At 65.9% G+C, this 24,634-nt stretch carries 21 protein-coding genes and 2 pseudogenes; 4 read left to right on the top strand and 19 right to left on the bottom strand.

The features are described 5' to 3' along the window. The first annotated feature begins 3 nt into the window (after window positions 1-3). Together ACZLZY_RS16210 and ACZLZY_RS16205 are read left to right on the top strand one after the other, a co-directional pair. Complete coding sequence (locus ACZLZY_RS16210; RefSeq protein WP_472935237.1) at window positions 4-309, top strand: hypothetical protein; 306 nt, start codon at window positions 4-6, stop codon at window positions 307-309. A 10-nt stretch (window positions 310-319) separates the two neighbouring features. Further along, window positions 320-1,300, top strand: a complete 981-nt coding sequence (locus ACZLZY_RS16205) for a hypothetical protein (RefSeq protein ID WP_472935236.1) — start codon at window positions 320-322, stop codon at window positions 1,298-1,300. Between the two features lie 385 nt (window positions 1,301-1,685). Here ACZLZY_RS16205 and ACZLZY_RS16200 read toward each other — a convergent pair. The 7 genes and pseudogenes from ACZLZY_RS16200 to ACZLZY_RS16170 form a co-directional block, all read right to left on the bottom strand. Then, window positions 1,686-2,048: pseudogene (locus ACZLZY_RS16200) on the bottom strand (EAL domain-containing protein); the annotation flags it as partial. Window positions 2,049-2,283: 235 nt separating this feature from the next. After that, window positions 2,284-3,126 (bottom strand): AMP-binding protein, encoded by an 843-nt coding sequence (locus ACZLZY_RS16195; RefSeq protein WP_472935235.1) that lies wholly within the window; start codon window positions 3,124-3,126, stop codon window positions 2,284-2,286. Between the two features lie 304 nt (window positions 3,127-3,430). Continuing rightward, a complete protein-coding gene (locus ACZLZY_RS16190; RefSeq protein ID WP_472935234.1) occupies window positions 3,431-4,687 on the bottom strand; it encodes a sensor domain-containing diguanylate cyclase in 1,257 nt (418 codons plus the stop codon). Window positions 4,688-4,724: 37 nt separating this feature from the next. After that, the gene (locus tag ACZLZY_RS16185; protein ID WP_472935233.1) at window positions 4,725-5,093 is read right to left on the bottom strand and encodes a hypothetical protein; all 369 of its coding nucleotides are present in this window, start codon (window positions 5,091-5,093) and stop codon (window positions 4,725-4,727) included. A 261-nt stretch (window positions 5,094-5,354) separates the two neighbouring features. After that, a complete protein-coding gene (locus ACZLZY_RS16180; protein WP_472935232.1) occupies window positions 5,355-6,761 on the bottom strand; it encodes an MATE family efflux transporter in 1,407 nt (468 codons plus the stop codon). Window positions 6,762-6,809: 48 nt separating this feature from the next. Beyond that, window positions 6,810-9,934 (bottom strand): annotated as a pseudogene (locus tag ACZLZY_RS16175) (efflux RND transporter permease subunit). Between the two features lie 3 nt (window positions 9,935-9,937). Further along, window positions 9,938-11,050, bottom strand: coding sequence for an efflux RND transporter periplasmic adaptor subunit (locus tag ACZLZY_RS16170; protein WP_472935231.1), 1,113 nt, complete (start codon window positions 11,048-11,050; stop codon window positions 9,938-9,940). A 104-nt stretch (window positions 11,051-11,154) separates the two neighbouring features. Between ACZLZY_RS16170 and ACZLZY_RS16165 the strand changes: the two genes are divergently transcribed. Continuing rightward, a complete protein-coding gene (locus ACZLZY_RS16165; protein WP_472935230.1) occupies window positions 11,155-11,757 on the top strand; it encodes a TetR/AcrR family transcriptional regulator in 603 nt (200 codons plus the stop codon). A gap of 528 nt (window positions 11,758-12,285) precedes the next feature. Here the strand turns inward: ACZLZY_RS16165 and ACZLZY_RS16160 are convergent. The 6 genes from ACZLZY_RS16160 to ACZLZY_RS16135 form a co-directional block, all read right to left on the bottom strand. Next, window positions 12,286-13,089, bottom strand: coding sequence for a metallophosphoesterase family protein (locus ACZLZY_RS16160; RefSeq protein ID WP_472935229.1), 804 nt, complete (start codon window positions 13,087-13,089; stop codon window positions 12,286-12,288). Then, entirely contained in the window at window positions 13,089-14,051 is a 963-nt protein-coding gene (locus ACZLZY_RS16155; protein WP_472935228.1) for a diacylglycerol/lipid kinase family protein, read from the bottom strand. The genes ACZLZY_RS16160 and ACZLZY_RS16155 overlap by 1 nt, the downstream gene beginning before the upstream one ends. After that, the gene (locus ACZLZY_RS16150) at window positions 14,027-14,227 is read right to left on the bottom strand and encodes a hypothetical protein (protein ID WP_472935227.1); all 201 of its coding nucleotides are present in this window, start codon (window positions 14,225-14,227) and stop codon (window positions 14,027-14,029) included. The genes ACZLZY_RS16155 and ACZLZY_RS16150 overlap by 25 nt, the downstream gene beginning before the upstream one ends. A gap of 116 nt (window positions 14,228-14,343) precedes the next feature. Next, window positions 14,344-14,706 (bottom strand): DUF433 domain-containing protein, encoded by a 363-nt coding sequence (locus tag ACZLZY_RS16145; RefSeq protein WP_472935226.1) that lies wholly within the window; start codon window positions 14,704-14,706, stop codon window positions 14,344-14,346. A 44-nt stretch (window positions 14,707-14,750) separates the two neighbouring features. Next, a complete protein-coding gene (locus ACZLZY_RS16140; RefSeq protein WP_472935225.1) occupies window positions 14,751-14,933 on the bottom strand; it encodes a hypothetical protein in 183 nt (60 codons plus the stop codon). Further along, complete coding sequence (locus ACZLZY_RS16135) at window positions 14,930-15,883, bottom strand: thermonuclease family protein (RefSeq protein WP_472935224.1); 954 nt, start codon at window positions 15,881-15,883, stop codon at window positions 14,930-14,932. The genes ACZLZY_RS16140 and ACZLZY_RS16135 overlap by 4 nt, the downstream gene beginning before the upstream one ends. Before the next feature lie 138 nt (window positions 15,884-16,021). Between ACZLZY_RS16135 and ACZLZY_RS16130 the strand changes: the two genes are divergently transcribed. Next, a complete protein-coding gene (locus ACZLZY_RS16130) occupies window positions 16,022-16,321 on the top strand; it encodes a hypothetical protein (RefSeq protein WP_472935223.1) in 300 nt (99 codons plus the stop codon). Here the strand turns inward: ACZLZY_RS16130 and ACZLZY_RS16125 are convergent. The 6 genes from ACZLZY_RS16125 to ACZLZY_RS16100 all read right to left on the bottom strand — a co-directional run bounded on the left by ACZLZY_RS16125 (window position 16,312) and on the right by ACZLZY_RS16100 (window position 24,539). Beyond that, window positions 16,312-16,602: a hypothetical protein gene (locus tag ACZLZY_RS16125; RefSeq protein WP_472935222.1), complete on the bottom strand. Its 291-nt coding sequence runs from the start codon at window positions 16,600-16,602 to the stop codon at window positions 16,312-16,314. The genes ACZLZY_RS16130 and ACZLZY_RS16125 overlap by 10 nt on opposite strands. Next, the gene (locus ACZLZY_RS16120) at window positions 16,599-17,552 is read right to left on the bottom strand and encodes a Na/Pi cotransporter family protein (protein ID WP_472935221.1); all 954 of its coding nucleotides are present in this window, start codon (window positions 17,550-17,552) and stop codon (window positions 16,599-16,601) included. Before ACZLZY_RS16120 ends, ACZLZY_RS16125 begins: the two co-directional genes overlap by 4 nt. Before the next feature lie 364 nt (window positions 17,553-17,916). Beyond that, entirely contained in the window at window positions 17,917-19,371 is a 1,455-nt protein-coding gene (locus tag ACZLZY_RS16115) for a diguanylate cyclase domain-containing protein (protein ID WP_472935220.1), read from the bottom strand. Between the two features lie 312 nt (window positions 19,372-19,683). Beyond that, the gene (locus tag ACZLZY_RS16110) at window positions 19,684-21,711 is read right to left on the bottom strand and encodes a putative bifunctional diguanylate cyclase/phosphodiesterase (protein ID WP_472935219.1); all 2,028 of its coding nucleotides are present in this window, start codon (window positions 21,709-21,711) and stop codon (window positions 19,684-19,686) included. Window positions 21,712-22,240: 529 nt separating this feature from the next. Further along, complete coding sequence (locus ACZLZY_RS16105) at window positions 22,241-23,116, bottom strand: arginase family protein (RefSeq protein ID WP_472935218.1); 876 nt, start codon at window positions 23,114-23,116, stop codon at window positions 22,241-22,243. A 232-nt stretch (window positions 23,117-23,348) separates the two neighbouring features. Then, window positions 23,349-24,539, bottom strand: coding sequence for an MFS transporter (locus ACZLZY_RS16100; protein WP_472935217.1), 1,191 nt, complete (start codon window positions 24,537-24,539; stop codon window positions 23,349-23,351). Window positions 24,540-24,634: the final 95 nt, after the last annotated feature.

Below are 24,634 nucleotides of genomic sequence, written 5' to 3'. Positions count from 1 at the left end.
CGGTTGACGCCCTTTAGTCCCGGCGCCAAGGTGCCGGCCATGCCTGAGGATCCCGCCGACATCGCCGAGCTCGCCCGCCTCGAGGCCATCATGTTCGCGTCGTTCGTCGACGAGGACGGCAATCTGGACGGCGACAAGCGCGCGGCCCAGAAACAGGCCAGCCGCGATCGCGACGTGCTGCTCGTCAAGATGGGCCGAATGATCCCGGCCGAGATCGCCGCCAAGAACAGCCACTGGTGGGACGGCGTCGATTTCTCGCAGGTCCGCATCGCCGCCATCGGCGACAAGCCCTACGTCCGCAGGAAGTAGCCGCCCGCAGATGACCGAGCCTTTCCTCAAGTACCCAACCGACCAGTGCGACGTGCATGACCGGGTTGCCCTCGATGCGTTCAGGGCGAAGCTTGAGGAATGGCACACCTGGCTGTTCGTCGACGAGTTTTCGATCTGGAACCAGATCCACCGGATGACGTGGAACGACGCCATCTTCCGGATAGTCAACGAGAGCCGCAGGATCGCCTACGAACACGAGGAGGAGTTCGCGACGCAGGCCTCGTGGATCGCCGAGATTATTGACCAGGGGTTCTTCGGTACGCAGCTCTTCGCGCTCCGGAAGCTGATGGAGCCTGCCGCCAACAACGCGCACCGCCAGGTCATCTCCCTTCGGCGGCTCGTCGACGACATTGAGGCCCACGCTCACCTGTTCACTCGGGAGAACTTCGTGGCGCATGACGCGCTGCCCTACGACCCGACGGCCGCAGAGGAGGAGTTCTGGCGGACGGCACCGAAGGAAGGGTTCTGGACGAGCGAGTATCTCGGACCCACAGACTTCAGTAGCGCGAAGTGGGCCCATGAGAGGTTCAATCGACTGCGGAGGCACGGGGAGGCCCCCATGGAGCGCAGCGACCTGATGGGCCCGGGCGTCGTCGAGGAGGTGAAGTCCCAGCTTGCGGCCGCTCCGTTCGAAGACGCTGCCATCATCGCGAACAAGCGCTTTGCGCATTCCCCGGCTCCCAGCTCCATCCCCGTTGGCGGCATCCCCTCCATGACCTTCGACCAGCTCTGGCAGTGCCAACGCACCATCGTGGAGGTCACCTCCTTCATCGGGACCTACGTTCTTCAGGGTGGCACCCACGGAGTGGTGGCGATCCCGCAGCTCGACATTTTCGAGCGATGGGATCGCCCGTTCATTCCGCCGGGCTCGGACGAGAAGCTGCGCGAGCTGTGGGACTCGTCGTCGGAGGAGCGGGAGAAGTGGTCGCGGGACAATCCCACCGCGACGTTTGAAGCCAAGTTCCCATAGGCAGTCTCGAATCTTGCATGTCCCGGCCGCACCGTCGCCGTGGGTTGCCCGATCCGGCCGAAAGTGAGGCGCCCCGCCGCTGTCATGCAGCCCCATCCAATACTTGGGGGACGGCATCCGCGTTGGATGCCGACGAGCGCGCTGGAGTAAGTGCCGCGCCATAGGCGCAATCAGGGCGGCCTTTGGGTCGCCCTATACGCGGAAGGGTCGGCGCCAGCGCGGTGTCGGCCCTTTCTCACATTCCGAAAAGTCCGTCTGGTGGACTTTCTGGAATGTGAGGCCCGTCGTTTGTGCGTCCGTCAACGGATTGCTTTATGGGCCGCCGCGCCGCCCGTTGTGTCCCGCTCCGCCGGCAAGCACGCTTCTAGGTCAACGATGACTTGGAGCGCGCGCATGCCAAGCCGAAGCGGTTGGCGGCGGTCAGTGTCGCGCGAAGGCAGGCGGCCGGCTCGTAGACGGCGTTGGGCATAAAATTGATGGAGAGCTTGAGGTCGCCGCCTGACGGGAACAGCCGGGACGCCAGCTCAATGGCCTTTACGCGGCAAGCCTGATCGAAGCGGTAGCGCTGTTCAGGCGACACCCGCGAAAGCATGGCGTATCCGCCCTCGCCCGCCGTTCCGCGAACCAAAGCCTCGTATCCCCAGACCCGTTCGCTACCGACGTCGTAGATCGGCTGGAACGCCATCGAGAAGTCGAAGTCCAGTTTGATACCACTCTGGCATCCTTCGCAGGCGGTGGTCATGCTCATGGCTCCGATCAGTTGCGGCAGGGCACCATGCCGATACGACGTTCTCGAACAGTTAAGCTCAGATTGCCAAAGGTCTGAGCTGTCGCGAACTGTGCGTGGCCTGAAAAGAAAGTCGGTGAAAGTTTGCCAAGATCGAATCTGGTCGACCGCTCGCCCAATCAACTGTCCGTCGAATGCGTTGCCGGGATACACAGGGCTACCCAATTCCTTGTAGACAGCGAGCCCATAGATCCGATCAGGCCCAGTCCTCGAGCTTGCCCATCTCGCCACGCGGCAAAGCCTCGCCGAAGCGGAAGCTCTTCGGCCGCTCCGCCGGCTCGAGCCGCTCGGCGGCGAAACGCTCCAGCACCGCGCGAAGCGCCACTAGATCGACGCCATCTTCCGGCACGATGAAGGCTTTGAGGCGCCCGTTCACGCCAACACGAACCGCGATCTCGGCGATCCCGCCAAGTTCGCGCAGCTCTCGCTCGACGCGCTGCGGCCACACGGTGTTTCCGCCGACCTTCACCGCAGCGTCCCGGCGACCGATCGGTTTCACGCGGCGGGGTCCGAGGCGCTTCACGTGGTCCGGCATCTCAACGGCTTTGCCGTTGCGGTCGGCGATCTTCCAGTCGTCTCCGTTGGCTTGCATTGTCCAGCGCGGCAGGAGTTCGTAGCCGGGCGCAGGTGCATCGCGCAGGGCGATCGCGCCGGTCTCGGACGAACCGTAGACGTCGATGACGCGTTTGAAGCCGGCGTCGAGAAGATTGTTGGCCAGCGTATCTGCCAGCGTGCCCGCGGAGCTCACGGCGATGCAATCGTCGGGCACGTGCTGGCGCATGCGCATCATCGCCTGCCACTGGTCGGGCACGGCAATGACGAGGTCACCCGACTGGAGGCCCAAAGGGCTGCCGAGCGCCCGGTCGACAACGGGAACGCCGAGCGCGGCCGGCAGGAATGCCGTCCAGATCATCCCGTAGAGGTGATGGGCCGGCACGAGCGCGATAACCCGGCGCCGGCCGGGGAAGAGCGCGGCAAGGTCTGCGGCTTCGCCGAGGAGGTCCGCGACCTTGGGGACCCCCGTCGAGCCCGAGGTCATCACCGCAAGCGTGGAGAACCCGGATGGCCGGCTGCGGAAGAGCCAATCCAGTCCCCAACTGTTTCAGGAGGCGTTTCAGGCAGCAGCCTGTCGTCCTGCAAGTCGAAGGTTTCCGCCAATGCACCGAGCGCGCCGAGACGCTCGAGAGAGTCGAGGCCAAGTCCGTCCTCCGAAATTGGTGTACTGTCGGCCCAGTCCGTCGTCGGGAGTACATACGAGGCAGCTCCGCGGATCCGTCGCACCTCCGCCCCGACCACCGCCGATGCAATGCGCCTCACGACGCCCCCGTCAAGCTGCGACGGCGTCACGTAGAGAGACCGGAGTGAACCCGGTTTCGGCCGGAGGTCTTCACTTCGTAGAGACGGCTGTCGGCAAGTTCGATCAGGGCATCGGCCGATCCCGCGACTTCATCCAGCGTGGCGCATCCGAAGCTCGCCGTCACCGTCAGCGAACCGCCAGGCACGGGGACCGAAAGCCCGGCGATTGCCTTTCGCAAGATCTCGGCCTGCTCCAGCGCTCCATCAAGGGTGCAATCTGGCAGAAGAACCGCGAACTCCTCGCCTCCGATCCGGGCGAACAGTCCGCGGCGGGGGAGTAACTGACTACAGGCTTCGGCGACGACCCGCAGTACGGCGTCGCCGATCGGGTGCCCATATCTGTCGTTGACGGATTTGAAGTGGTCGAGGTCAAGGATGACGAGGGACAGCGTAAGCCCCAGCCTTTCCGAGCGGATGCGCTCGTCCTCAAGCGTCCGACGGAAATGCATCCGGTTGGCGGCCCCGGTCAGATGATCGCGGGTGAGAAGACGGTGCAAGTCGTTGGCCGCTGCCTCCCGGCGGGGCACGTCGCGGAGCACTACGAGAAAGCTTGCGGGGGGTTCGCCGTCCCTCTCGCTGCGTGCGACCACCAAGCGCTGGCACCAGTAGCGTTCGCCGTCGGTGCGCTGCTGCCAAGTTTCCTGGAGATGCCAGCCGTCCCGTGTCGCCAGCTCGAACTGGGCGTTGAGATCAAGGCTTCCGTCCTGGATGTCGTGCCCGAGCAACGTCTCCAGGGATCGTCCGACGACCGAGGTGCCGTCAAGGCGAAGATGCCTGGCGAACGCTTCGTCGGCCTTCAAGATGTCGCCACCAGGGCTGACACTGAGGACCGAGTAATCGTTGATCTTGTCGAGGAAGGTCGCGAACCACACGTCGGCCTGACGCAGTCTCCGCTCCTGCGCAACCTGTAGACTGATGTCACTCAGCGTTGCCATCAGCCTATCGGGGCCGAGCTTTACAAGGGTACAGGAAAGCACCTTGGGCTCGGCGCCCTTTCGACCGCCGCCGAGGTCGATGACGACGCGATGATCGCAGCAGATGCGTCCCGATGATTTCGAGAAAGTCATTGCCAGATTGCGAAGCTCGGGGGCGTGCTGCTCGAACACGGCGAACAGGTTGCCGACATCCCGATCGCCGGCAATCGGGATCAGATGCTGCATGGCGTGGGGATTCATCAAGCCGATGGTCCCCTGTGCGTCGCACTCGATCAGACCGACCGGACAGGCGTAGAGGAACTCGAACAACTTCTTGTCGTCGCAGTCAGTGCACATCGCCGTCCACTTAGCGCTCGATGAGGATGAATCGGTATGGACCATCTGCGGTCGCCAAGAGGCGGAGGCGAACGCGGGTCGGACGCATGCGCAGCGTCAGGACGTAGGGGAGCACCTCGTCCAGTTCGGTTTCGTCTTCGAAGCGCTGGGCGACCATGAAGTTGTTCATGCACTGGCCGACCGCCTCGAAGAACGGAACTCCGATAACAGTCTGGGGATCGAGCCCAGACATCCGGGCTTCGGTGGCATTGTAGATCTTTACCTGCGTATCGGAGGCCAGCCCCACGACGCCGAATGCGAGCGCATCCCTCGACGCTGCGTCCATGGCTTCCAGTTGCGCCAGGGTTATGCCATCGAACGTCTTGTCTGCTATGGTCACGGAAGCTCTCCCAACGTCCATGCAATGATGCCAGACCTGGGTTAAGCAGCAGCTAAGCGACCGGATAAATGTAACCGACACTTTCCGTCCTTGCCAGACTGTTTCCCTAAACTGCGGGCAATCGACTTTCGGCCACCCATGAGCGGTACGAGCGTCATGACGGGAACTAAGGCCCCTGCGATCTGACTGATGGTTGATCTCTTACATTGTTTTCTTTGAGGGAGGAGAAGCACTCGCACTGGTCCGATGTGCCGAAGTGCTTCACGGTTTGTCCGGTAGGAATCCCCGCCAGTCCGTCCGGGCCGTCACCAGCGCCATCGACAGACCGTAGACGACGATGCCAAGCGCGACCGCGGCGAAGACCGCCCAGAGGGGACCGACCGCCCGGCCGATTGCGACGGCGCCACCTACCGCGATCGTCGTGCGCAGCACTGTGACAGCGAGGGGCCACGCAAGCCGGCCCGCTCCCTGGCTGGCGAAGTACAGCGCCATGCCGAAGCCGAAGAATCCAAAGGTCGGCCCCACGATCCGTAGATAGTCGGCCCCGGCGGCGATCATGGCGGGATCCGAACCGAAGAGCCCGAGCCATGCCGCCGGAAAGGCGGCGCCGAGGAGGCCGACGGTCTCGGCCGCGACGAAGGCGAGGACCGCTCCGGCGAACGCGATCCGCTTGGCGCGCTCGACTTGTCCCGCACCGACGTTCGTCCCGACGAGGGGCACCAGCGGCGCCCCGAAGCCGAAGGCTAGCGGAATGAGAAGGTACTCGAGGCGCGCGCCCGTGCCGTAGCCGGCGAAGGCCTGCTCGCCAGCGAGACGCCCGACCACGGCCGTCACGACGACAAAGATCACGTTAGTCTGGACGGCCGTCAGTGACGCCAGCGCGCCGACCCTCAGGATGTCGCCGAACAGACGTCGCTCGAGCCGGCCCGGTCGAGGACGCAGGAGGCCGCGCCCCGAGAAGACGTGCCAGGCGAGGTAGGCGCAGCCCACCGCGTTGAACGCGACGATGGCAAGCCCGCCGCCCGCGACGCCGAACCCAGGCAGCGGGCCGTACCCGTAGATGAGGAGCGGCGACAGCGGCACGATCAGCACGACGCCAAGGGAGACGACGGCGGCGGGCACCAGCATGTCTCCCGTGCCCCGCAGCGCGCTCGCCAACGCATTCATGACCCAGAGCAGGACATTCCCCGCGAACACCACGTTCGAGTAGGTGACGGCTGCCTCGAGGACGCCGCCCTCCGCTCCGAGCATCGCGTAGAACGGGCGCCCGTAGGCCAGTGCCAGGATCGAGAAGGCGAGACCGATGGCGGCCAGCAGCACGACGCCATGGAAGGCGACCTTATCCGCGTCCGCACGGCGTCCCGCGCCCAGCGCCCGGGAGACCGCAGATGAGACGCCGCCGCCCATCGCGCCGACCGAGAGCATCTGCATGAGCATGAACGGCGGGAACACCAGCGCCATGCCCGCAAGAGCGTCCGGTCCAAGTCGTCCCACCCAGTAGGTCTCGATGAGCCCGGTAGAGGCCTGAAGCAGCATGACGACGAGGTTCGGCCAGGCGAGCCGCAGGATGAGCGGCACGACGGGATCGGTCAGGAGGGCGCGGGTACGTGCGTCGAGGAGCGCTGGCTCTTGCACCCCAGGTTCAGCAACGACGGCGGAGTGCTTCATGGGTCGAATCCTTCGACATTGAGGTGGCATGCGTAGAGGTGTGGAGGCCTACTCAGCCGGAACCGCTCCGGGGACCGCGCCGGGCCTGTCTGGCTCGGTAGCGGGCAGCGTCGGCACGTCGGCGTCCTTCGGCTTCCTCATGCGGAACCACGTCGCGTAGAGCGCGGGCAGGAACAGGAGGATCAGCACGGTTCCACCCGCCGTGCCGCCGATCAGCGTGTAGGCCATCGACCCCCAGAACACCGAGTGCGTCAGCGGGATGAAGGCCAGCACCGCGGCGAGCGCCGTCAGGATGACGGGCCGCGTGCGCTGGACGGTGGCTTCGATGACGGCGTGGTAGTCGTCGAGGCCCGCCAGCTTGTTCTCCTTGATCTGCTCGATGAGGATCAGCGTGTTGCGCATGAGGATGCCCGCAAGCCCGATCATGCCGAGGATGGCGTTGAAGCCGAAGGGCTGGTCGAAGGCGAGCAGGATCGGCACGGCCCCTATGAGGCCCAGCGGCGCGGTCAGCACGGTCATGATCGTCGCCGAGAAGGACCGGACCTGGAACATGGTGACGACGAGGGTCAACAGGATCATTAGCGGGAAGACCTTAGCGAGCGCGGCATTGGCCTTGGCCGCCTCGTCGATCGAGCCGCCGGTCTCGATGCGGTAGCCGGAGGGCAGCGAGGCGATCAACGGCTGGAGGGCCGCAATGACGGCGGTCGAGACCTCCGGCGGCTGCGCTGTTTCGGCGATGTCGGAGCGCACCGTGATAACCGGCGTCCGGTCGCGTCGCTTCAGGATCGGATCCTCCATCTGCACTTCGGTCCGCCCGATCTGATCAAGCGGGATCAGCCTGCCCTCGCGGCTGGTCAGCGCGAAGTCCTTCAGCCGCGTCGGGTCGAGGCGCTCCTCGCCGGCGCTGCGGGCGACGACGTCGACGGTGCGGATGTCCTCCCGGACCTGCGTCACCGTGATTCCGCTGAGGAGAAACTGGAGCTGCTGGGCGGCCTCGGTCGGCGACAGGCCGATCAGCCTCAGGCGGTCCTGGTCAAGCACGAAGCGCAGGCTCGGCGTCCGGCTGCCCCAGTCCCTGTTGGCCTGGCGTACGTCCGGCACCGAACGCATGACCGACAGCGCCTCGCCGGAGATCCGGACGAGTTCCTCGGGGTTCGGCCCCATGACGCGGAACTCCACCGGGAACGGCGTGTAGGGACCGAAGACGAGCTGCGTGACGCGGACATAGGCTTCCGGTGCAAGGCCCTCGGCGATGGCATCCCGCATGCGGTGCTTCAGGATCTCGCGGGTCTCGGCATCCTTGGTGAGGACGACCAGCTTGGCGAAGGCGGGGTCGGGCATCTCCGGCGACATCGCGAGGAAGAAGCGGGGCGCGCCCTGCCCGATGTAGCTCGACACGAGCTCCGCCTCGGGCTGCGCCTGAAGCCACGCCTCCAGCTTCTCCACCGTCTTCGTCGTCGCCTCGATGCTCGTGCCCTCGGGCAGCCGCACCTCAACGAGGACTTCCGGGCGGTCGGAGGTTGGGAAGAACTGTTGCTTCACCCCGCCCATGCCGACGATCGCAAGCCCGAACGCAAGAACGACGGCGATGCAGACGAGGAACTTGTGGCGCACCGCGGCCGTGATGACCGCCCTCAGGCGGCGGTAGTTCGGCGTGTCGTAGATGGCGTGCGTGCCGCCCGGGATTGGTTTGATGTCGGGCAGGAGCTTGACGCCGAGATAGGGCGTGAAGGCCACCGCAACGAACCAGGAAGCGATCAGCGAGAAGCCGACGATCCAGAAGATGTTGCCGGCGTACTCGCCCGCCGTCGACTGCGCGAAGCCGACGGGCATCAGGCCGATGACCGTGACGAGCGTTCCCGACAGCATTGGCGCGGCCGTGTGGCTCCAGGCAAAGGCTGCGGCTTCGATCCGGTCCATGCCCTCCTCCATCTTCACCACCATGACCTCGATGGCGATGATGGCGTCGTCGACGAGAAGTCCGAGCGAGAGGATCAGCGCGCCGAGCGTGATGCGGTCGAAGAAGCGTCCGGTGTCGAGCATGATGAGGAACACCACCGCCAGCGTCAGCGGCACAGCGAGCGCGACCACGATGCCGACGCGCCAACCGAGCGCGATCAGGCTGACGACGAGCACGACGCCGAGCGCCATCACGAACTTCAGCATGAACTCGTCGATCGAGGCCGAGATGTTCACAGCCTGATCCGTCACCTTGGAGAGGCTCATGCCGAGGGGCAGCCGCTCGCCGATCTCGGCGGTCTTCGCCTCCATCGCCTTGCCAAGGTCGAGGCCGTTCCAGCCGTCCAGCATGACGACGCCCAGCATGAGGGCGGGCTCGCCTTCGGTGCGGATCTGGAAGCTCGCGGGATCCTCGTAGCCGCGGCGCACGCTCGCGATGTCGGAGAGGCGCAAGGTTCGCCCGGAGGCGACGATCGGCGTGTCCGCAATCTTCTGGACGTCGTCATAGGCGCCGTCGAGGCGCAGGAAGACCTGCGGGCCGGCGGTGTCGATGGAGCCGGCGGGCGAGACCGTGTTCTGTCGCTGGAGGGCAAGAAATACGTCCTGCGCGGAGACGCCGAGGGTCGCGAGCTTGGCATAGGAGAACTCGACGAAGATGCGCTCGGCCGCTCGCCGAGGATGTTGACCTTCTTGACGCCGGGGACGTCGAGGATCTCCTGGCGCATGGCTTCGGCCTCACGCACCAGCGAGCGCATCGGCATGCCCTTGGCCTTCAGCGCGTAGAGCCCGAAGGTCACGTCGGAGAACTCGTCGTTGACGAAGGGGCCGAAGGCGCCGGACGGCAGGTTGCGCGCCTCGTCGCCGAGCTTCTTGCGCGCCTGGTAGAACTCCTCCTGCACGTCCCTCGATGGGGTGTCGTCCTTCAGCGTGAGGGTCAGGAAGGCGAGGCCCGGCCGGGCGATCGTCTCGACGCGGTCGTAGTAGCGAAGCTCCTGGAGCCGCTTCTCCAGCGGCTCGGCGACGAGGTCCTGCATCTCGCGCGCTGTCGCGCCGGGCCAGACCGTCGTGACGACGAGGGTCTTGATCGTGAAGGCCGGATCCTCGGCGCGCCCGAGTTGCAGGAACGCGTAGGCGCCAGCGAGCGCGAACACGATGATGAGGAACAGGGTGACGGAGCGCTCGCGAACCGCGATGGCGGAGAGGTTGAGTTTCACGGCTCAGAACCCCTTGGTGGCGAGGATGCGCACGGGTGCGCCCTCGTGCAGGAGATGAGCGCCGAGCGCGGCAATGGGCGTTCCCGGCTCCACGCCGGAGACGATGGCCGTCTCTTCGCCGAGCGAGAGTAGCGTCACCTTGCGCAGGTTCACCTTCGAGGTCGTCCGGTCGACGACCCAGACGCCCGTCGTGAAGCCCTCATCGAGAATGGCACCGATCGGTACTTCGGCCGAGGTCGCGGCGGCGGGATCCTTGATCCAGACGGTGACGGTCGAGCCGATCGGGGCTAGCGCCGCATCGCCATCGAGAACGTATCGGGCCTCGTAGGTCCGCGTCTGCGGATCAGCCGCATTGGACAACTGGCGCAAGGTCGCCGTCCATCGGCGCTCGCCGAGGCCGTAGATGCTGGCCTCGGCCGTGGACCCTATCGCGGGCCTCACCGTCTCGGGCAACGAGACCGTCGCCTCGCGCTGGCCGCTATGGGCAAGCCGTGCGACGACCTGGCCCGCGGACACGACCTGCCCGGGCTCGCCGAGCGTCTCGACCACCGAGCCGTTGGCGTCGGCGAGGAGCAGGGCATAGCCGGCCTCGTTGCGGGCGACGTCGGCTTCCGCCTCTGCCGCGGAGAGCTGGCCCTCGGCCGCATCGAGTGCGGCCTTGGCCTGCTCGTAGCGCTGGCGGGGCGACTGGCCGAGATCGAGAAGCTTGGCGTAGCGCTTCTCGTCCGCCCGGGCCTGGACCGCCATCGCACGGGCGGCGTCGGCGGCCTTGCTCCGCGCCGTCAGGGCGAGGCGCAGGTCGCGGTCGTCGATGCGCATCAGGGGCTGTCCCGACTTCACCTCGTCGCCATCGTCGACGAAGCGCTCGACGACCTTGCCGGGCACGCGGAAGCCGAGATTGCTCTGGATGCGGGCCGAGACGGATCCGGTGAAGGCGCGCTCGGTCGCTCCGATGGAGTTGGCCTCGACGGTGGCGACCAGCGGCGGGGCAAGACGCGCGTCGGCGACAACCCGCTGTTCGCGATCCCTGCCTGCCACGGATGCGTAGGCGGCGACAGCGGCACCGCCTGCCGCGAGAGCGACGATGGCATAAGCAGTGAGGCGGATAGGTTTCATGGGATCACCTCACTGCCGGGATCGCTCCGACGGCGATTTATAAATTGCGATGACCCTCTATGTCTGATATAGAGTTCGAACACAATCTAAAAATGGAGATCGGCATGAGAGTGTCCCGGGCACAGGCCGACGAGAACCGCGAGCGGGTGATCGACGTCGCGAGTCGGCTCTTCCGCCAGCATGGCTTCGACGGCATTGGCCTCAACGATCTGATGAAGGGCGCGGGACTGACGCAGGGCGGCTTCTACAAGCAGTTCGCCTCCAAGGAGGACCTGGCGGCCAAGGCCTGCGCGCGTGCCGTAGCGGGGATGCAGGAGCACTGGCGTGCCTTCGTTGCCCGTGACCCGGAGCGGCCACTTGCGTCCCTGGTGCGATCCTACTTGTCTGTCGAACACCGTGACGCAACAGCGGAGGGCTGCGCGATCGCAGCCCTCGGAGCGGACGCCGCCCGAGCAGGTCCAGCGGTCCGTGCGCCGCTCGAGGAAGGCATCACGGCGCATCTGGATTACCTAGAGGCGCTGCTGCCGGAAGACGGCGGGGACCGTCGCCAGCGTGCCATGGCGATCGCCTCGACGATGATCGGCGCCCTCGTCCTGTCGCGCACGGTAACTGACGATGCGCTGTCGAGGAGCATCCTCGACGCCGCGGCGCGCGACGTGATCGAGCGGTCCGGTGCTGTCGGCAGGAGCGCGCAATTGGTGTCCTAGCGACTGCACCTACAGTTCCCGAATGGCGCCGCTGCCCGACCCCCTCGGCGGCGTCGACGGCGAGGCGTCGACTCCCAATCGGCGCGTCGTCCCATTTTCATGGGGGGCTGTCGCGGGGGGCGGGCCGATGCTCGAGCTGGTCATGCACTACGGAAATCAGCCCGACTTCTATCGACCCTTTCGAGAATTTCCGTATGCTATGGCAACGTTCTCGAAAGCGGACTGAGGCAGCGCGAGATCTAAGTCCACGCTTCCGCTCATCGTCGCGCTTCATCTCGGCTGTGCCGTCGCCGACGCCCTGACGGGGAAACGGCACGACTACCGCGGGGAAGTCGGCCGTATCGCGGCCTGGATGCGGTTGCGGCCGTGGTCGGAGAGCATGGTGCGGCAAGACGAAATCTCGCTGCGACAGTCCGGTTCGGACAAGGCACCTGCCCTGAAGACGTGGGATGTCCCGTTCGCGCGTCTGCGCCAGACGTCCTCGATGCTCGGGCCGAAGCGCGCCGATATGGCTCCCGGTTGCTCGGGCTAGGACCGCTCTCCCCATGCCGTCCCGTCCCAAGTCCGGACGGAGACGGAGATCCGGCCGTCGTCGATCTCGATCCGGTTGTAAGCGTTCGGCTCCCCGCGCAGCCGCGTCGAGATCGCGCTTGCAGCCTGGGCGACGAGGATCGGCCTGTTGGCCACACGTCGAACCCCAACGGGCGGCTGCCCGTCACGGACCTCGCCCGCGGTGCCGTGCTCGCGGACATAGGCGAGGTGGAAGTGGCCGGACAGCACGAGGCGGACCCGCAGACGCGCGAGGGCCGCAAGCGCCTCGTCGGCCCGCCGGACCACGCGCATGCCGAAGGGCATCTCGGGCAGAGCCAAGGGATGGTGGGCCACCACGATCCGCACGCTGGCCGGGCTTGCCTCGAACCGCTCGGCCAAGGCATCGAGCTGTCTGCGGTTGATCGAACCGTGCGCCCAGTTCAGCTCCGCCCGCCATGCCCTCGACGTGTTGACCCCGGCGATGGCGACCTCGCCCGTTTCCACGAAGGGTTCGAGATCGTCCGCGATAAAGCTACGGTAGCGGTGGTAGGGCTGCGTCAGCCGCTCGAACAGGTTGCGGGCGGGAACGTCGTGGTTGCCCGGTACGCAGAAGGTCGGGAGCGACAATGCTGCAAGGAAGGCTTGTGCAAGTCGGAACTCGGCTTCGGTCCCGTCCTGTGTGAAGTCCCCGCTGACCACAACGAGATCGGGCGCGAGCGCCTGTAGGTCCTGCACGAGAGCTTCGGCGAGGCGCTGATCGTGGCGGCCGAAGTGCAGGTCGGACAGGTGTGCCAAGCGCATCAGGTCACGGTCTCGACGTTGCGTACGGCATCGGGCTCCACACCAGGTGCCAGTACTCGCAACGCGCCGGGACGGATGCGGAACCGAAGCGGCGTGGCCATTCTCTCGACCTCGCCGTCGATCATGACCTGGAGCAGCTTGCGTCGCGAACGGAGGACTGTCGACGAGACCCTGCGCTCCTTCAACGCCTCGTCCTTGCGCCACGAACCGAGCGCCATCCGGGCGGCGAGGCGGACGATGTCGAACATGCCAAGGTGGCGCGCGGTGTAGACCGTCAGGTGCCCGCCATCCAGCGTGGAGCGGGAAAAGAGAAGTCCGAGCCCCTCGTCGTAGGCGTTGTTGGCCACCGCAATGGACCGGACGCGGATCGGCTCAGGCGCCCCGCCGTCGGCTTCCAACTCCAGCCGCAGGTCGTGGGGCCTCATGACCTGGCGGCCGAAGTAGCGCACGAAGCCGAAGAGCGCAGGGAGGTCGGCGCGTTTCCGGATCCGTTCGCGGCCAGCCGCGACGGCCGGCGCGAAGCCGACGACGACCTTGTGCAAAAAAACGCTGCCGTTCAGCTCCCCGACGTCGATCGTCAACGGCTTCATCTCCGCCAAGGCGGCGATCGCCTCGTCGAGATCGAGCGGGATCTTCAGGTCGCGTGCAAGGAGGTTGGCGGTCCCAAGGGGCAAGAGCGCGAGTATCTTGTCCGTGCCAACGAGGCCCGAGGCGACCGCCGTGACGGTCCCGTCGCCTCCTGCGGCGAGGACGATGTCCGCGTCACCGCCTGCCGCCGCACGGACTCGCTCGGCGAGCGGTCTGGCCGCATCTGCATCGACCTCGACGGAACCCGCCCCCGCCGAACGCAAGCGATCGAGCAGGGATCGGGGCGACACGCCGAGCTTTGCAGCCGACCCCGCTCCGGCATTGAAGACGACGTGTACGGACTGACCGTTCACGGTCGCGCCGACTGCGGCCAACCTTCACCACCGGCGACTGGATCGGCGCCGTCAGTTGCTTCCGAGGACGACACGCCGTCATCCGCATCCGCAGGCGGGCCATCGAGGAAGCCGTCAGGGTCGAAACCGCAGTCGGGGTCGGAGACACCGAGCTCGTGGAGGGTCATGGCGTCGGCCGGCGGCCGCTTCGGGGGCATCGGCGGCTCCATCGTTCAAGCTCGAGTTTGGCTGGCCGAGCGCCTACGCTTCGTTGGCCCGGTGTGGATACGACACCAAGCGGGCTGCTCGGAGAATGAGGCGCCGATCGGCAACATCATGCCGCGACGCGGCGCCCCGGTTCGCTTCGGTCCTCGCGCCTGCCCTCGCGGGTTGCGTCGTCGCCATGGCGACCGCGGAGCGCATGGGCATGTTCTCCGAGCGCCATCCACACGACCGCTTCGAGGTCACGGCGGTCCAGAGCCCCGTGCTTCTCCCACGCGCCTTGCAGGGTCATCCCCCGGCTGAGGTCGGCAAGGACGTCGTCCAACGGGACAATGGTACCGCGGAAGACCCAGCGCCCGCCGCGCACTAACCTGTTCGACGTTATGAGGTCCCCGAAGACCGGATGGGACGTGTGCATGGCATCGACCGCCGTGGTTGCAAAGCGAGCCACCTCCATAGCAACGGTCGATGTCATTGCGATGTCGGGACGCTTCGACCCGTAGGTGCTGCGCACAGACCTCAACGATTGACGTTGCGGCCCTGCCCGTCATCGATGATCCTGTTCGCCTCGTCGTCGTCCTCGTCTGTCTTGTCGTCGGGCACGTTGCCGTCGCCCTCGTCGCCGAAGAACCCGTCCTCGTCGGAGTGGCGGACGTCCTCGATGTCGGTCGTGATAGGGCTGATGCCAGGTGTGTTGCTCATGCGGTCACTCCTTGGTCGGTCTCGGTCTCGTCGATGATGTCGCCCTCGACCATCGCCATCTCCAGCATCGTGCCGAGGCTCGCCGTCTCGCGGTTCGGCATCGGATCGAAGACGATCTCCTCGGGCAGGCGCGTCATGCGGACCATGTCGCCGTCCTGCTCGATGAAGGTGTCGAAGTGGGTGAAGTTGCTGGTCGTCAGGTCGAGCACGGGCTCGCGGTTGGCCTCCATCGCTGCGTCAAAGTCCTCGACCGATCCGGTCGCCACCAGGAAGTCGGACAGCCGGCGGAAGAGCTTCGGCAGGATCACGGCGTCGTCCGTGATGGAGGACAGCGACGTCACCGTTACGCCCGTCTGCGTCGCGTCCTCGCCGTAGACGCCCTTGCGCTCCGCGCGAGCTGTCCGCGTCGCGTCTGCCATGACGCTCCGGAGGTCGGCGAAGAGGCCCCAGTAGAACGTCGGGTAGACGAGGCCGGACGTGAGGGCCGCGAGGTTATAGCTCGTCGCCAGCCCGTCGGCGTCGAGGAAGACATCGTCGCCGTCCTCTTCGTCCGCATCTCCGGCGAAGGCGAAGGCGATGACGCGGCCGTACTTGTCTACCGAACGGGTCAGGATGTGGCCGGGCACCCCATCGACCGCCGAGGCGATCGAGCGCCGCTCGGCTGTCCAGACGACGTCCCGGATCCCGACGAAGTCGAGAAGGAAGTCGGTGGCGGACCGGGCGAGCGGCATCGGCTGGCTGAGCGCACCGCCGCCCGACGGTGGCGAGTAATGGCTTTCCAGAGCGTCAATGCCTTCCAGCCTCAACGGAACGTGTCCGCGTACGTTGAACCGGGCGTCTTCCAGCAGATCGCCGAACGCCTCCCGGTCGTCGGGCTCGAAGCGGATGGTGTCGCCGTCCGGCGAGTAGGCGACGACCCGGTAGCGGCCGTTCACGAGGCGGTACGGCATGACGTTTCCTCCGCAGGTTCGAGCCCAGCGTAAGTCCTCAAGATGACGTTCCCGCGACGGTGCCAAGTGCGCAACCGTTGACTGTGACAGCGGCCTCGCGGAAGGCCTCATGACAGTTCAATGACAAAGGATCCGCCCATGACGAAGATCGATGCCCTTGCGGCGACCGTTCAGGAGTTCGCCAAGCCCGGCGAGAAGGCGAAAGACATCATCTCCGCCGTCCGCGAACGCCATCCCGGCGTGTCGAAGAAGGACGTCGTGCAGGCCGCGTTCTTCGCCTTGACGGGCGGCATGGACGAAGACCCGGAGAAGGCAAAGCGCATCCACGAAATGGCGATCGCCGAACGCGGGACCGACGACGAAACTTCGTCCGGCTCCGACAAGCCCAAGAACGCCAAGCGCAAGCGCAAGTCCGCGCCGGGCGCCCGTCAGGCATAGCCGAACCGACTGCGCCGCGACGAGGCGGGCCTCGGGATCACCGCCGCCGCCCGCTCTTCCCTGTCCCGTTCGACGGCGTCGGCGCGGGCGGCCATGATAAAGAAGGAGCGTTCCGCCGCGAGGCATCGCTCGCGGACCCGAGGCAGAGAAGTCACCTCGGCCTCCCGGCCCTGCTCTTCAGCCATCCAGCGGAAGCGCTCGCTTGCGGTACCGAACTTGGTAGGCCTCGTCATGCGGCGGCCCCCTTTCGAAAGGTGACGACGTCCTGCGACGAGCTTCATTCGGCCGGGAAGGCTTCCGTGCGCTCCGGCACCGCACGCTCGATCAGCCGCCCGACGACCCGAACGAAGCCGAGGAAGAGCAAGGTGCCGCCGACGTTGAAGGCGACGTGGGCGTTGGCGATCTGCTGGGCGACGTCGTCGCTCGTCCAGGTCGCGAAGAGGACGATCTGTTCCACGAGGACGGCACCGATCAGCACAGTGACGATGTTGAAGAGAAGGTGGAACAGCCCGACGCGGAGCGCGTCCCGCGAGCGCCCGATCGTGGCGACGAGCGTGTCGGCGCAGGTGCCGATCTCGGCGCCCAGCATCATCGCGATGCCTGCTTCGAGCGGGATGATCCCCTGCCCCGCGAGCGTGATGATGATGCCGAGCATGGCGGACGAGGACTGGATGGCGATCGTGATCGCGGCCCCCGCGAGGATGCCGTAGACGGGCGTCGCCATGGTCTTCAGCCACTCCGTCACGGCCGGCTGGTCCTTCAGCGGCTCGGCCGCCTCGCCGATCGTGTGGAGGCCGAAGAGGACGAGGCCGATGCCGAAGATGGCGGAGCCCCAATCCTTGGCGTGGTTTCTCTTCACCGTCATCCGGAGCAGGAACCCGGCGAGCATCAGGACGGGTGCGTACTCATCGATGCCGACGGCGAAGACCTGGCTCGAGAAGGTCGTGCCGATGTTGGCGCCGAGGACGACGGGCAGAGCCTGGACGAAGGTCGCGAGCCCCGCGTCGACGAAGGTGATGAGGAGGATGATCGTCAGCGAGGAGGAGTCGAGAAGGACGGTCGCGACCGTTCCGGCGCCGAGACCGCGAAAGCGATCCCCCGTCGCATGTCCGATCAGGTTCTTCATCCGCTCGCCCGCGACCGCCTTCAGCGCGTGAGAGAGCTCGTGAACGCCGTAGAGGAAGAGGACGAGGCCGCCGATAACGCCCATCGCCAGTGCTGTCCAGTCCATCCCAACGCCCCCCGTCCCGGATGGCCCATCTCAGGTGCTTCCCGTGACAGGGTGATGAATGGAACACGCCAAGGGTGTGCATGAAGGCGCAGAGTCCCAGATGATCGGGCTGTGCCCACGATCTGTCGAACGGAGGCCGCATGCGCTTCAAGATCGAAAGAAGGTTCCTGGTGCGCTGGTGCGGGACGATGGATGGCGCTCCCAAGCGACGTTTCGCGCCAGGCTGCGTGACGGGGTGCGGCGCTTGGACACCCGCGGCATGCTTCGCGTGCGGCATCGGATTCCGGCTATGCCCCGATGGACCTGCTCGCCGGGTGCCACCGTGAAAGGCAACCGACTCGCATTTCGCCGCATCCGCGTCGCGTCATCTTACCGCTGTCGGGAGCAGCCTATGCGGGTCGTAGGTGCAAACCGTTCCCTTGCGCGTCCGCTTGGCTGCATACAGGGCCTCATCGGCGCATTTCATTAGCCTCTCGCGTCCCCCGGGGACATCGCTCGACCATGCGCAGCCCACCGTCCCGGTGACCGGGAGGATCCGGCCCGGCTCGCCGATCCAAAGGCGAAGGTTAGTCAACAGGGTGTCGACCAGCCGCTCGAAGGCCGTGGGCCCGACCGTCCCCGGCACGATCATGGCGAACTCGTCGCCCCCGAGGCGGGCGGAGAAACAGCCGTCGAAACTGGCACCCCGAAGGCGCTCGCCGACGCGGCGCAGTCCCTCGTCGCCCATCGCGTGGCCGAGCCTGTCGTTCAGGGCCTTGAACCCGTCGAGGTCGATCAGAAGGACGGCAAGGTCCTCGCCCATAACGTTCGCCGCCACCAGTCGCTCGTCGAGCACGCGGTTGAACTCCGCGCGGTTGGCGAGCCCTGTGAGGTCGTCGGTACGGCTGATCCGCAGCAGTTCCCGCTCCATGACATGGCGTATGGTAACGTCGTGAAGGACGCCGACCAGCGCGACGGGCCTGTCTGCGACCCTTTCGACTTCCCCCATGCAGCGGACCCGCTTCAGGCTACCTTTCGCCGTCACGAAGTCAGCCTCGATCTCGAATGGCTCACCGCTCTCGACCGCCGCCGAGAGGGTCTCGTTCAGGCGCACGCGATCGGCCTCGGGGTAGAACAGAAGGGCTTCGTCACGCGACGGCTTGCGCCCGACGGGCAAGTCATGGATTGCGTAGATCCCGTCGGACCATTCGGTGCGGTTGTCGTCCAGCGTCAAGCGCCACGACCCCATGTCGGCGATCCGCTCGGCCTGCTTGAAGAGGCGGCGCTCGCGGGCGAGACCCCGGTTGGCTTCTTCCTTGGCTTCGGCGATCTCGACGGCCCGCCGCGCTGTCATCCGCGCCTCGAGCAAAGCTTCTGCGATGCACGCAAGGTCCTCGAGCGCCGCGAGTTCACCGCCGCGGATCTCGCGTGGTTCGTCGTCGATGACGCAGATGGTCCCCACGGGGACCGAACCGCCGTCGGCCGAATGCGCCGACACGGGTACCCCGGCGTAGAAGCGTATCCCGGGGTCGCCGTTGACAAGAGGGCTGGAGGCGAACCTCGGGTCGAGGCTGGCGTCCGAAAGGACGAGGGAACGTTCGTTCTCGACGACCCAGTTGCAGAGAGCGGGACCGCGCGCTGTGTCAGGCGAGGGCATGCCCACGCGAGCCTTGAACCACTGGCGGTCGCCGTCGATAAGCGTGATCGTAGAGGACTTCGTCCCGAACAGGCGAGCGGCGAGCGACACCAAGGCATCGAACTCGCGCTCCGGCGGCGTGTCGAGGATCTCCAGCCCGATGAGCGCCGCAGCGCGTTCCGCGTCCCTGTGATGATCGAACATGCCATGCGTCCTGCACCGATCCTGGACGCTCAATGCGTCTGTCCGGCAATGGTGCCTTCGCACGGCCGAGGCCAACTTTCAGAAAAGAAGTACGGTTGAAGAATCGTAAACCCAAGCCGTGGTGCGTTGGGCAAGAGTCTGCGCCCCTACGAGACGCCCGACCTGACGGGCGTCGAGGAATGGCTCACCGACACCGAGGTGCTCGATCCCGAGGGGCCGGAGGAGATGTTCGAGGCCTTGAGCGAACGGGGCCTGTTCCGACGCCTGAAGGGACGGATGCCCTGGCGCGGCCGGTTTCCAAAAAAGATCGCGCTAGGTCCCGAAACGAGGCTGGCGATCGGTTCGCTCGCAGGGTGCCGGCAGTGGCTCTACAGGCCGCTTCGGCCGGCCGAACAGATAGCCTTGGACCGCGTCGCATCGCAGGCCGTGGAGCATCGCGACCTGGTCCTCGGTTTCCACCCCCTCGGCCAGCGTCGGGATCCCCATCGTGCGGCCGAGCTGCGTGATGGCCTGAAGGACCGCCATGGAGTTCGGATCGGACAGGGCGGCCGCAACGAAGGAGCGGTCGATCTTTATCCGGTCGAGGGGAAGGTCGCGAAGGTGCGCGAGGGACGAGTAGCCCGTGCCGAAGTCGTCCATGGCTATCTTGACCCCAAGCATGCGGAGCGCGGACAGCGCCTGCGCCACCTTGATCCCGTCGGTCACCATCGCGGTCTCGGTCAGCTCGATCTCGAGCCGATGGGCGGGAAGACCGCTGGCTGCGAGCGCCTGCGTGACATGGCTAAGGAAGGCTGTCGTCTTGAACTGGACGGCCGACACGTTCACGGCGACGGTCAAGTGATTGTCCCATTTCATCGCTTCTCGGCACGCTTCCGCGAGGACCCACTGACCAATCTCTACGATGCAGCCGCACTCCTCAGCCAACGGGATGAAGTCCGCGGGCGAGACGAGCCCGCGGACGGGATGCTGCCACCGGATCAACGCCTCGAACCCAATCGTGTCGCCGCTCGGAAGATCGACCAACGGCTGGTATGCGAGAAAGAACTGCTTGTTGAGGACGGCGGCCTTGAGGTCGTTCTCGAGTTCGTAGCGGGCGGTCGCCGCCTCCAGCATGCCCGGCTCGTAAAAGAAGGCCCGGCCGCGCCCCAGACGTTTGGCTTCGTAGAGGGCGATGTCGGCCTGCCGCATCATGCCTTCCTGGTCGATGGCGTCAGTAAAGGCGCACAGGCCGATGCTGCACCCAACGACGACGCTCAGTCCTTCGATCAGGTAGGGTTGCCCGAGCACCTGGACCGCCGCCTGCGCCACGCTCCAGCCGTTGTCCCTTGATCCCGGGACGAGGACCGCCAACTCGTCGCCGCCGATGCGGGCCGCGAAGCTCTCCCCCGACAGCAGTCCCGAAAGGCGTCGCGTGACCTGTACGAGGAGCTGGTCCCCGACGGCATGGCCGTAGGTGTCGTTGACGTTCTTGAAGTGGTCGAGGTCGAGGAGGAGCAGCGAGAAGACGGCCTCCCCCGACAGCAGCGTATCCATGCGACCATGCAAGCCGCGTCGGTTGGCAAGGCCCGTCAGCGGATCATGGAACGCCATCCGGCGGAGCTGCTCGCTCGAGCTGGCACGGTTGCGGTCGTCGATTAGGTAGGACGAGATGCCCGTTCCCAGGATGACGAGGCCGACGATGAGGACCGCAAGTGCCAACGAGTAGAGCGCATCGGCGCCAAGGCCCGTCTTGGAGGCCAGGAGCGGCTCCACTTGGAACGCAGCCATCCCGGTGAAGTGGAGGCTGACGATCGCGAGCATGAGAAGCAAGGTCGCCGCGTGGCTGCGCTTGCCGGACGACCAACGATGGACCGCGTCCACGGCGGCGATGGACAGGAGGCAGGCCAACGCGAGCGAGGCGACGACGTAGGACGTGTCCCAAGTGACGATGCCCTCGACGCGATAGGCGAACATGCCCGTGTAGTGCATCGCCGAAACGGACAGTCCGACGATGCCGCCCCCGAGAACGACGCTGGCTCGCGAGCGGGGGAGCGACGCGACGGCGAACCCCAGCCCCGCCCCGAAGATGGCGATCAGCGCCGAGGCGATCGTCAGGACGGGCTGGATGGTGACGCCCACGGGCACCTGGTAGCCGAGCATGGCGATGAAGTGGGTCGCCCAGATCGACGAGCCCGACGAGACCCCGGTGAGGAAGAGCCATCCGTTGCGGGACAGTCCCGTCGTCGAGACGGCGCGCCGCACGAGGTTCACCGTCACGAAGGATCCAATCGCGCACATGGCCGCGGCCAGCAGCACGAGCCAGAGATTGTGCTCGAAAGCGAGGCAGGTGATGACGCGCATGGTCGACGGATCCGGTTGAGGACGATCAGTCCTGCGCCATGCATCTTAACATCCGAAGCAAGACCGGATGATCCCCGACATCGAAGTTAACGAACCGCTCACGTTTTGACGGAGGGAAGGACCAACAGTCCGCCTTGGTTCAGCAGTTTCCGCCGGAAAACCTTCGTTGATGCCGACCGAAAGCGTATAGCTCACTTACGCTTCGCGTCGAACGGCAACTTCCTTGCGAAGCCGTCCTAATCTGTCGGGGAGCTATCCGCTCGGTCGAGACGGTTGGTGCCCGGGAGCAGACGCCCGAAGTTTGGCCTTCCGCTTACGACCCTTCTAAGACCCTCCGCTCGACAATGGTTCACTCCAAAAGCGGACATCGGCAATCGCATCGCTTGTGGTGCAGCAAGTAATTCTTGCCGTCACGTAGAAGTGGTGCTGGCGCTGAATCGGTAGCGTGACTGCGCTCTCGTCCCCTGCATTGGCGACACCAACGTTGCTGAAGCTATTGGTGCGGCCTGAAATATGGCTGCGCTCTCGGCTACCCCAAAAGGGGGAGCTTCCGGAGTGTGTTTTGCAGGTTCTCGGCGTCCCATGGCAGGTGCTCGGTGATGGAAAGCGCCACCACATCCAGGGTCTCGCTGGCCCGGGCGATCAATCCTGTCACTTGCTCGAAGGTCAACTTGCCGCTTCCGTGCGAGGCGACCTCGCTGTCGACCTCGCCGGGCGGGGCGAAGAGCTGCGAGCGGAAGACCTTTGGGTCTAGGACGTCGAGGTCGAAGTGGATCAACAGCTTCGAGACGCCGCTGTCCTTCAGCCACGCGACGACGTTGGCGAAGTCGGCGTCGAGATCGCTGGGGCTCATCACCGCCGCGCCAACCTTCTCAATATAGGCCCGCTGTTTGTCGCTTAGAGCGTCCGTAGCAAGGCCGGCGAAGAGGATGCGGTTGCCCGGCAGTGTCGTCTTTCCGAATTGAGCCAGATCGGCATCCGCGTCGCCCAGTAGGTTGGCCAGCACATGTGCATGGGAGTTGGCGTAGTCTTCCGGCATGGTCACGTCCGGATGGGCGTCGACCCAGAGGACCGCGACGTCCCCTTCGTACTTGTCGGCGAGGTAGGAGAAGGGGGCGATCGAGACCATGCAGTCGCCGCCGAAGGTGACGATGCGGTCGGGCTGGTGGCGCTCGATGATCTCGCGCGCAGCCCTGGCGGCATTCAGGACCTGTGATTTTCCGACGACTCCGTCCTCGAGAGGCAGCGGGTGTCCGTCCGGCTCGGCAATTGGGACCTCTTCGGTCGGATCACCGTTCTCGGGCGCGAGCCAAGCGAGAAGGCGCGAACCGAGCTGGTAGGTCGGCTTGTTCCCGCCCTGCCAGTGCGGCAGGACGAGGCGGAGAGTCTTCTGCTGATCGTTCATTCACGGCCCTTTCAAGGGAAGGATTGGCTGACTTGGAGCGCCAGCTCGCGCTTCTCGATGTCGGCTACTAGTCTGAGAGGCGACGGGTCAAAGTCACGCAGCACCTCGCCTCGGGGCGAGCTGTTCAGGCGCGGGTAAAGCTGCGGCGCTTCAGCTTGTCGACGTCCTGTGAGCGACGCTGCCGAGGTGGGAAGAGGCTGATGACTGTCACACACCTTGGAACGGTCGCTCGTCAGACGGAAGAAGCTATCGGCCCATGTCTGCGACGCAGGAACAGCAGGGCTCCGAGCGCCGCAACGACGAGCGGAAAGGCGATCAGGCACACGACCTCCCAGCCATAGGTCACGAGTACGCCGCCCGACAGGAACGACCCGATCGCGACCGAGCCGAACACTATGAAGTCGTTGGCGGACTGCACCCGCGCCCGCTCCTCCGGACGATGGGTCTCTAGCACCATGGCGGAGGCACCCGCGAACCCGAAGTTCCAGCCGACACCAAGGACGATCAGCGAGACGATGAAGTGGCCGGGTGTCATGCCCAGGAGCCCGATCAAGGCCGCGAGTGCGGTGATGAACAGTCCCGCTGTCGTCACGACCCCGGCGCCGAAGCGCGTGATCAGGCTGCCGACGACGAAGCTCGGCGCGTACATGGCCACCACGTGCCACTGCACCGCCGTGTTGGCGTGGTGCTGCGCCAGGCCATGCATGCGCATGGCGAGCGGCGCCGAGGTCATCAGGAAGTTCATGAGGAGGTACGTCACCAGCCCCGACGTGACCGCCGCGATGAAGAGCGGCTGGCGAGCGATGACCCGGAACGGACGTCCCGCCGATTGCGTCCCGGCGATGGGGGCTCGAAGGTCGACCCTTCGCAGGAGCAGCAACGTCAGGGCGGCCAGAACGGCACTTGCGAGATAGGTGCCGACGAAGTCGCGTCCCGGGACGAGGTCCATCGTCAGGCTGACGAGCTGTCCGCCGACCAGACCCGCCAGCACGCCCCCTGCCATCACAGTCGACAGGGCCCGGGCTTTCGCTTCAGGAGGCACGCCATCAGTCGCCGCGAAGCGGAATGTCAGGACGACCGCCGCATAGGCGCCTCCCAGCATCGTCGCCAGACAGTAGAGGGCGAACGACTCGAACCAGACCGCCGCCGCGGCGAGAAGGCCCGACGCGATGCCGAGAAGCCCGCCGATCAGGAACACTTTCGACCGTCCGTGGCGTGTCGCGATCATGCCCGCCGGCAGGGTGCTCGCGGCCATGCCGACGACGAAGACCGAGATCGGCAAGGTCGCAAGCGCGGCCGTTGGCGCGAGGTGCTGTCCAACGACCGCGCCGGTCGCGAAGAGCACGGTGGCATGGGACCCCGCCACGGCCTGAGCGGCCGACAGGCGCCAGACGGTACCGCGTCCCGTTCCGAACACACTCATATCAAAGCTCCAAAGCAGGCGGCGGGCTCATCCGGCATCGGACCGCCGTCACGGCGGCACTTGCCGCTTCTACGCAGGTAGCGGCTTGACGGAAG

It is taken from the genome of Mesocryomonas lacus (assembly GCF_055730135.2).
The sequence above is the reverse complement of the archived record's forward strand: the minus strand, read 5'-3'. Positions and strand labels throughout refer to the sequence as shown.

Bases quoted from the DNA above. Each gene is read 5' to 3' on its own strand.
- ACZLZY_RS16125 (WP_472935222.1), bottom strand. From the start codon at position 16,602: ATGAAGCTCGTCGCAGGACGTCGTCACCTTTCGAAAGGGGGCCGCCGC.
- ACZLZY_RS16165 (WP_472935230.1), top strand. From the start codon at position 11,155: ATGAGAGTGTCCCGGGCACAGGCCGACGAGAACCGCGAGCGGGTGATC.
- ACZLZY_RS16130 (WP_472935223.1), top strand. From the start codon at position 16,022: ATGACGAAGATCGATGCCCTTGCGGCGACCGTTCAGGAGTTCGCCAAG.
- ACZLZY_RS16160 (WP_472935229.1), bottom strand. From the start codon at position 13,089: ATGCGCTTGGCACACCTGTCCGACCTGCACTTCGGCCGCCACGATCAG.
- ACZLZY_RS16120 (WP_472935221.1), bottom strand. From the start codon at position 17,552: ATGGACTGGACAGCACTGGCGATGGGCGTTATCGGCGGCCTCGTCCTC.
- ACZLZY_RS16115 (WP_472935220.1), bottom strand. From the start codon at position 19,371: ATGTTCGATCATCACAGGGACGCGGAACGCGCTGCGGCGCTCATCGGG.
- ACZLZY_RS16100 (WP_472935217.1), bottom strand. From the start codon at position 24,539: ATGAGTGTGTTCGGAACGGGACGCGGTACCGTCTGGCGCCTGTCGGCC.
- ACZLZY_RS16195 (WP_472935235.1), bottom strand. From the start codon at position 3,126: ATGACCTCGGGCTCGACGGGGGTCCCCAAGGTCGCGGACCTCCTCGGC.
- ACZLZY_RS16145 (WP_472935226.1), bottom strand. From the start codon at position 14,706: ATGACATCGACCGTTGCTATGGAGGTGGCTCGCTTTGCAACCACGGCG.
- ACZLZY_RS16205 (WP_472935236.1), top strand. From the start codon at position 320: ATGACCGAGCCTTTCCTCAAGTACCCAACCGACCAGTGCGACGTGCAT.
- ACZLZY_RS16150 (WP_472935227.1), bottom strand. From the start codon at position 14,227: ATGCCCCCGAAGCGGCCGCCGGCCGACGCCATGACCCTCCACGAGCTC.
- ACZLZY_RS16105 (WP_472935218.1), bottom strand. From the start codon at position 23,116: ATGAACGATCAGCAGAAGACTCTCCGCCTCGTCCTGCCGCACTGGCAG.
- ACZLZY_RS16180 (WP_472935232.1), bottom strand. From the start codon at position 6,761: ATGAAGCACTCCGCCGTCGTTGCTGAACCTGGGGTGCAAGAGCCAGCG.
- ACZLZY_RS16110 (WP_472935219.1), bottom strand. From the start codon at position 21,711: ATGCGCGTCATCACCTGCCTCGCTTTCGAGCACAATCTCTGGCTCGTG.
- ACZLZY_RS16140 (WP_472935225.1), bottom strand. From the start codon at position 14,933: ATGAGCAACACACCTGGCATCAGCCCTATCACGACCGACATCGAGGAC.
- ACZLZY_RS16170 (WP_472935231.1), bottom strand. From the start codon at position 11,050: ATGAAACCTATCCGCCTCACTGCTTATGCCATCGTCGCTCTCGCGGCA.
- ACZLZY_RS16135 (WP_472935224.1), bottom strand. From the start codon at position 15,883: ATGCCGTACCGCCTCGTGAACGGCCGCTACCGGGTCGTCGCCTACTCG.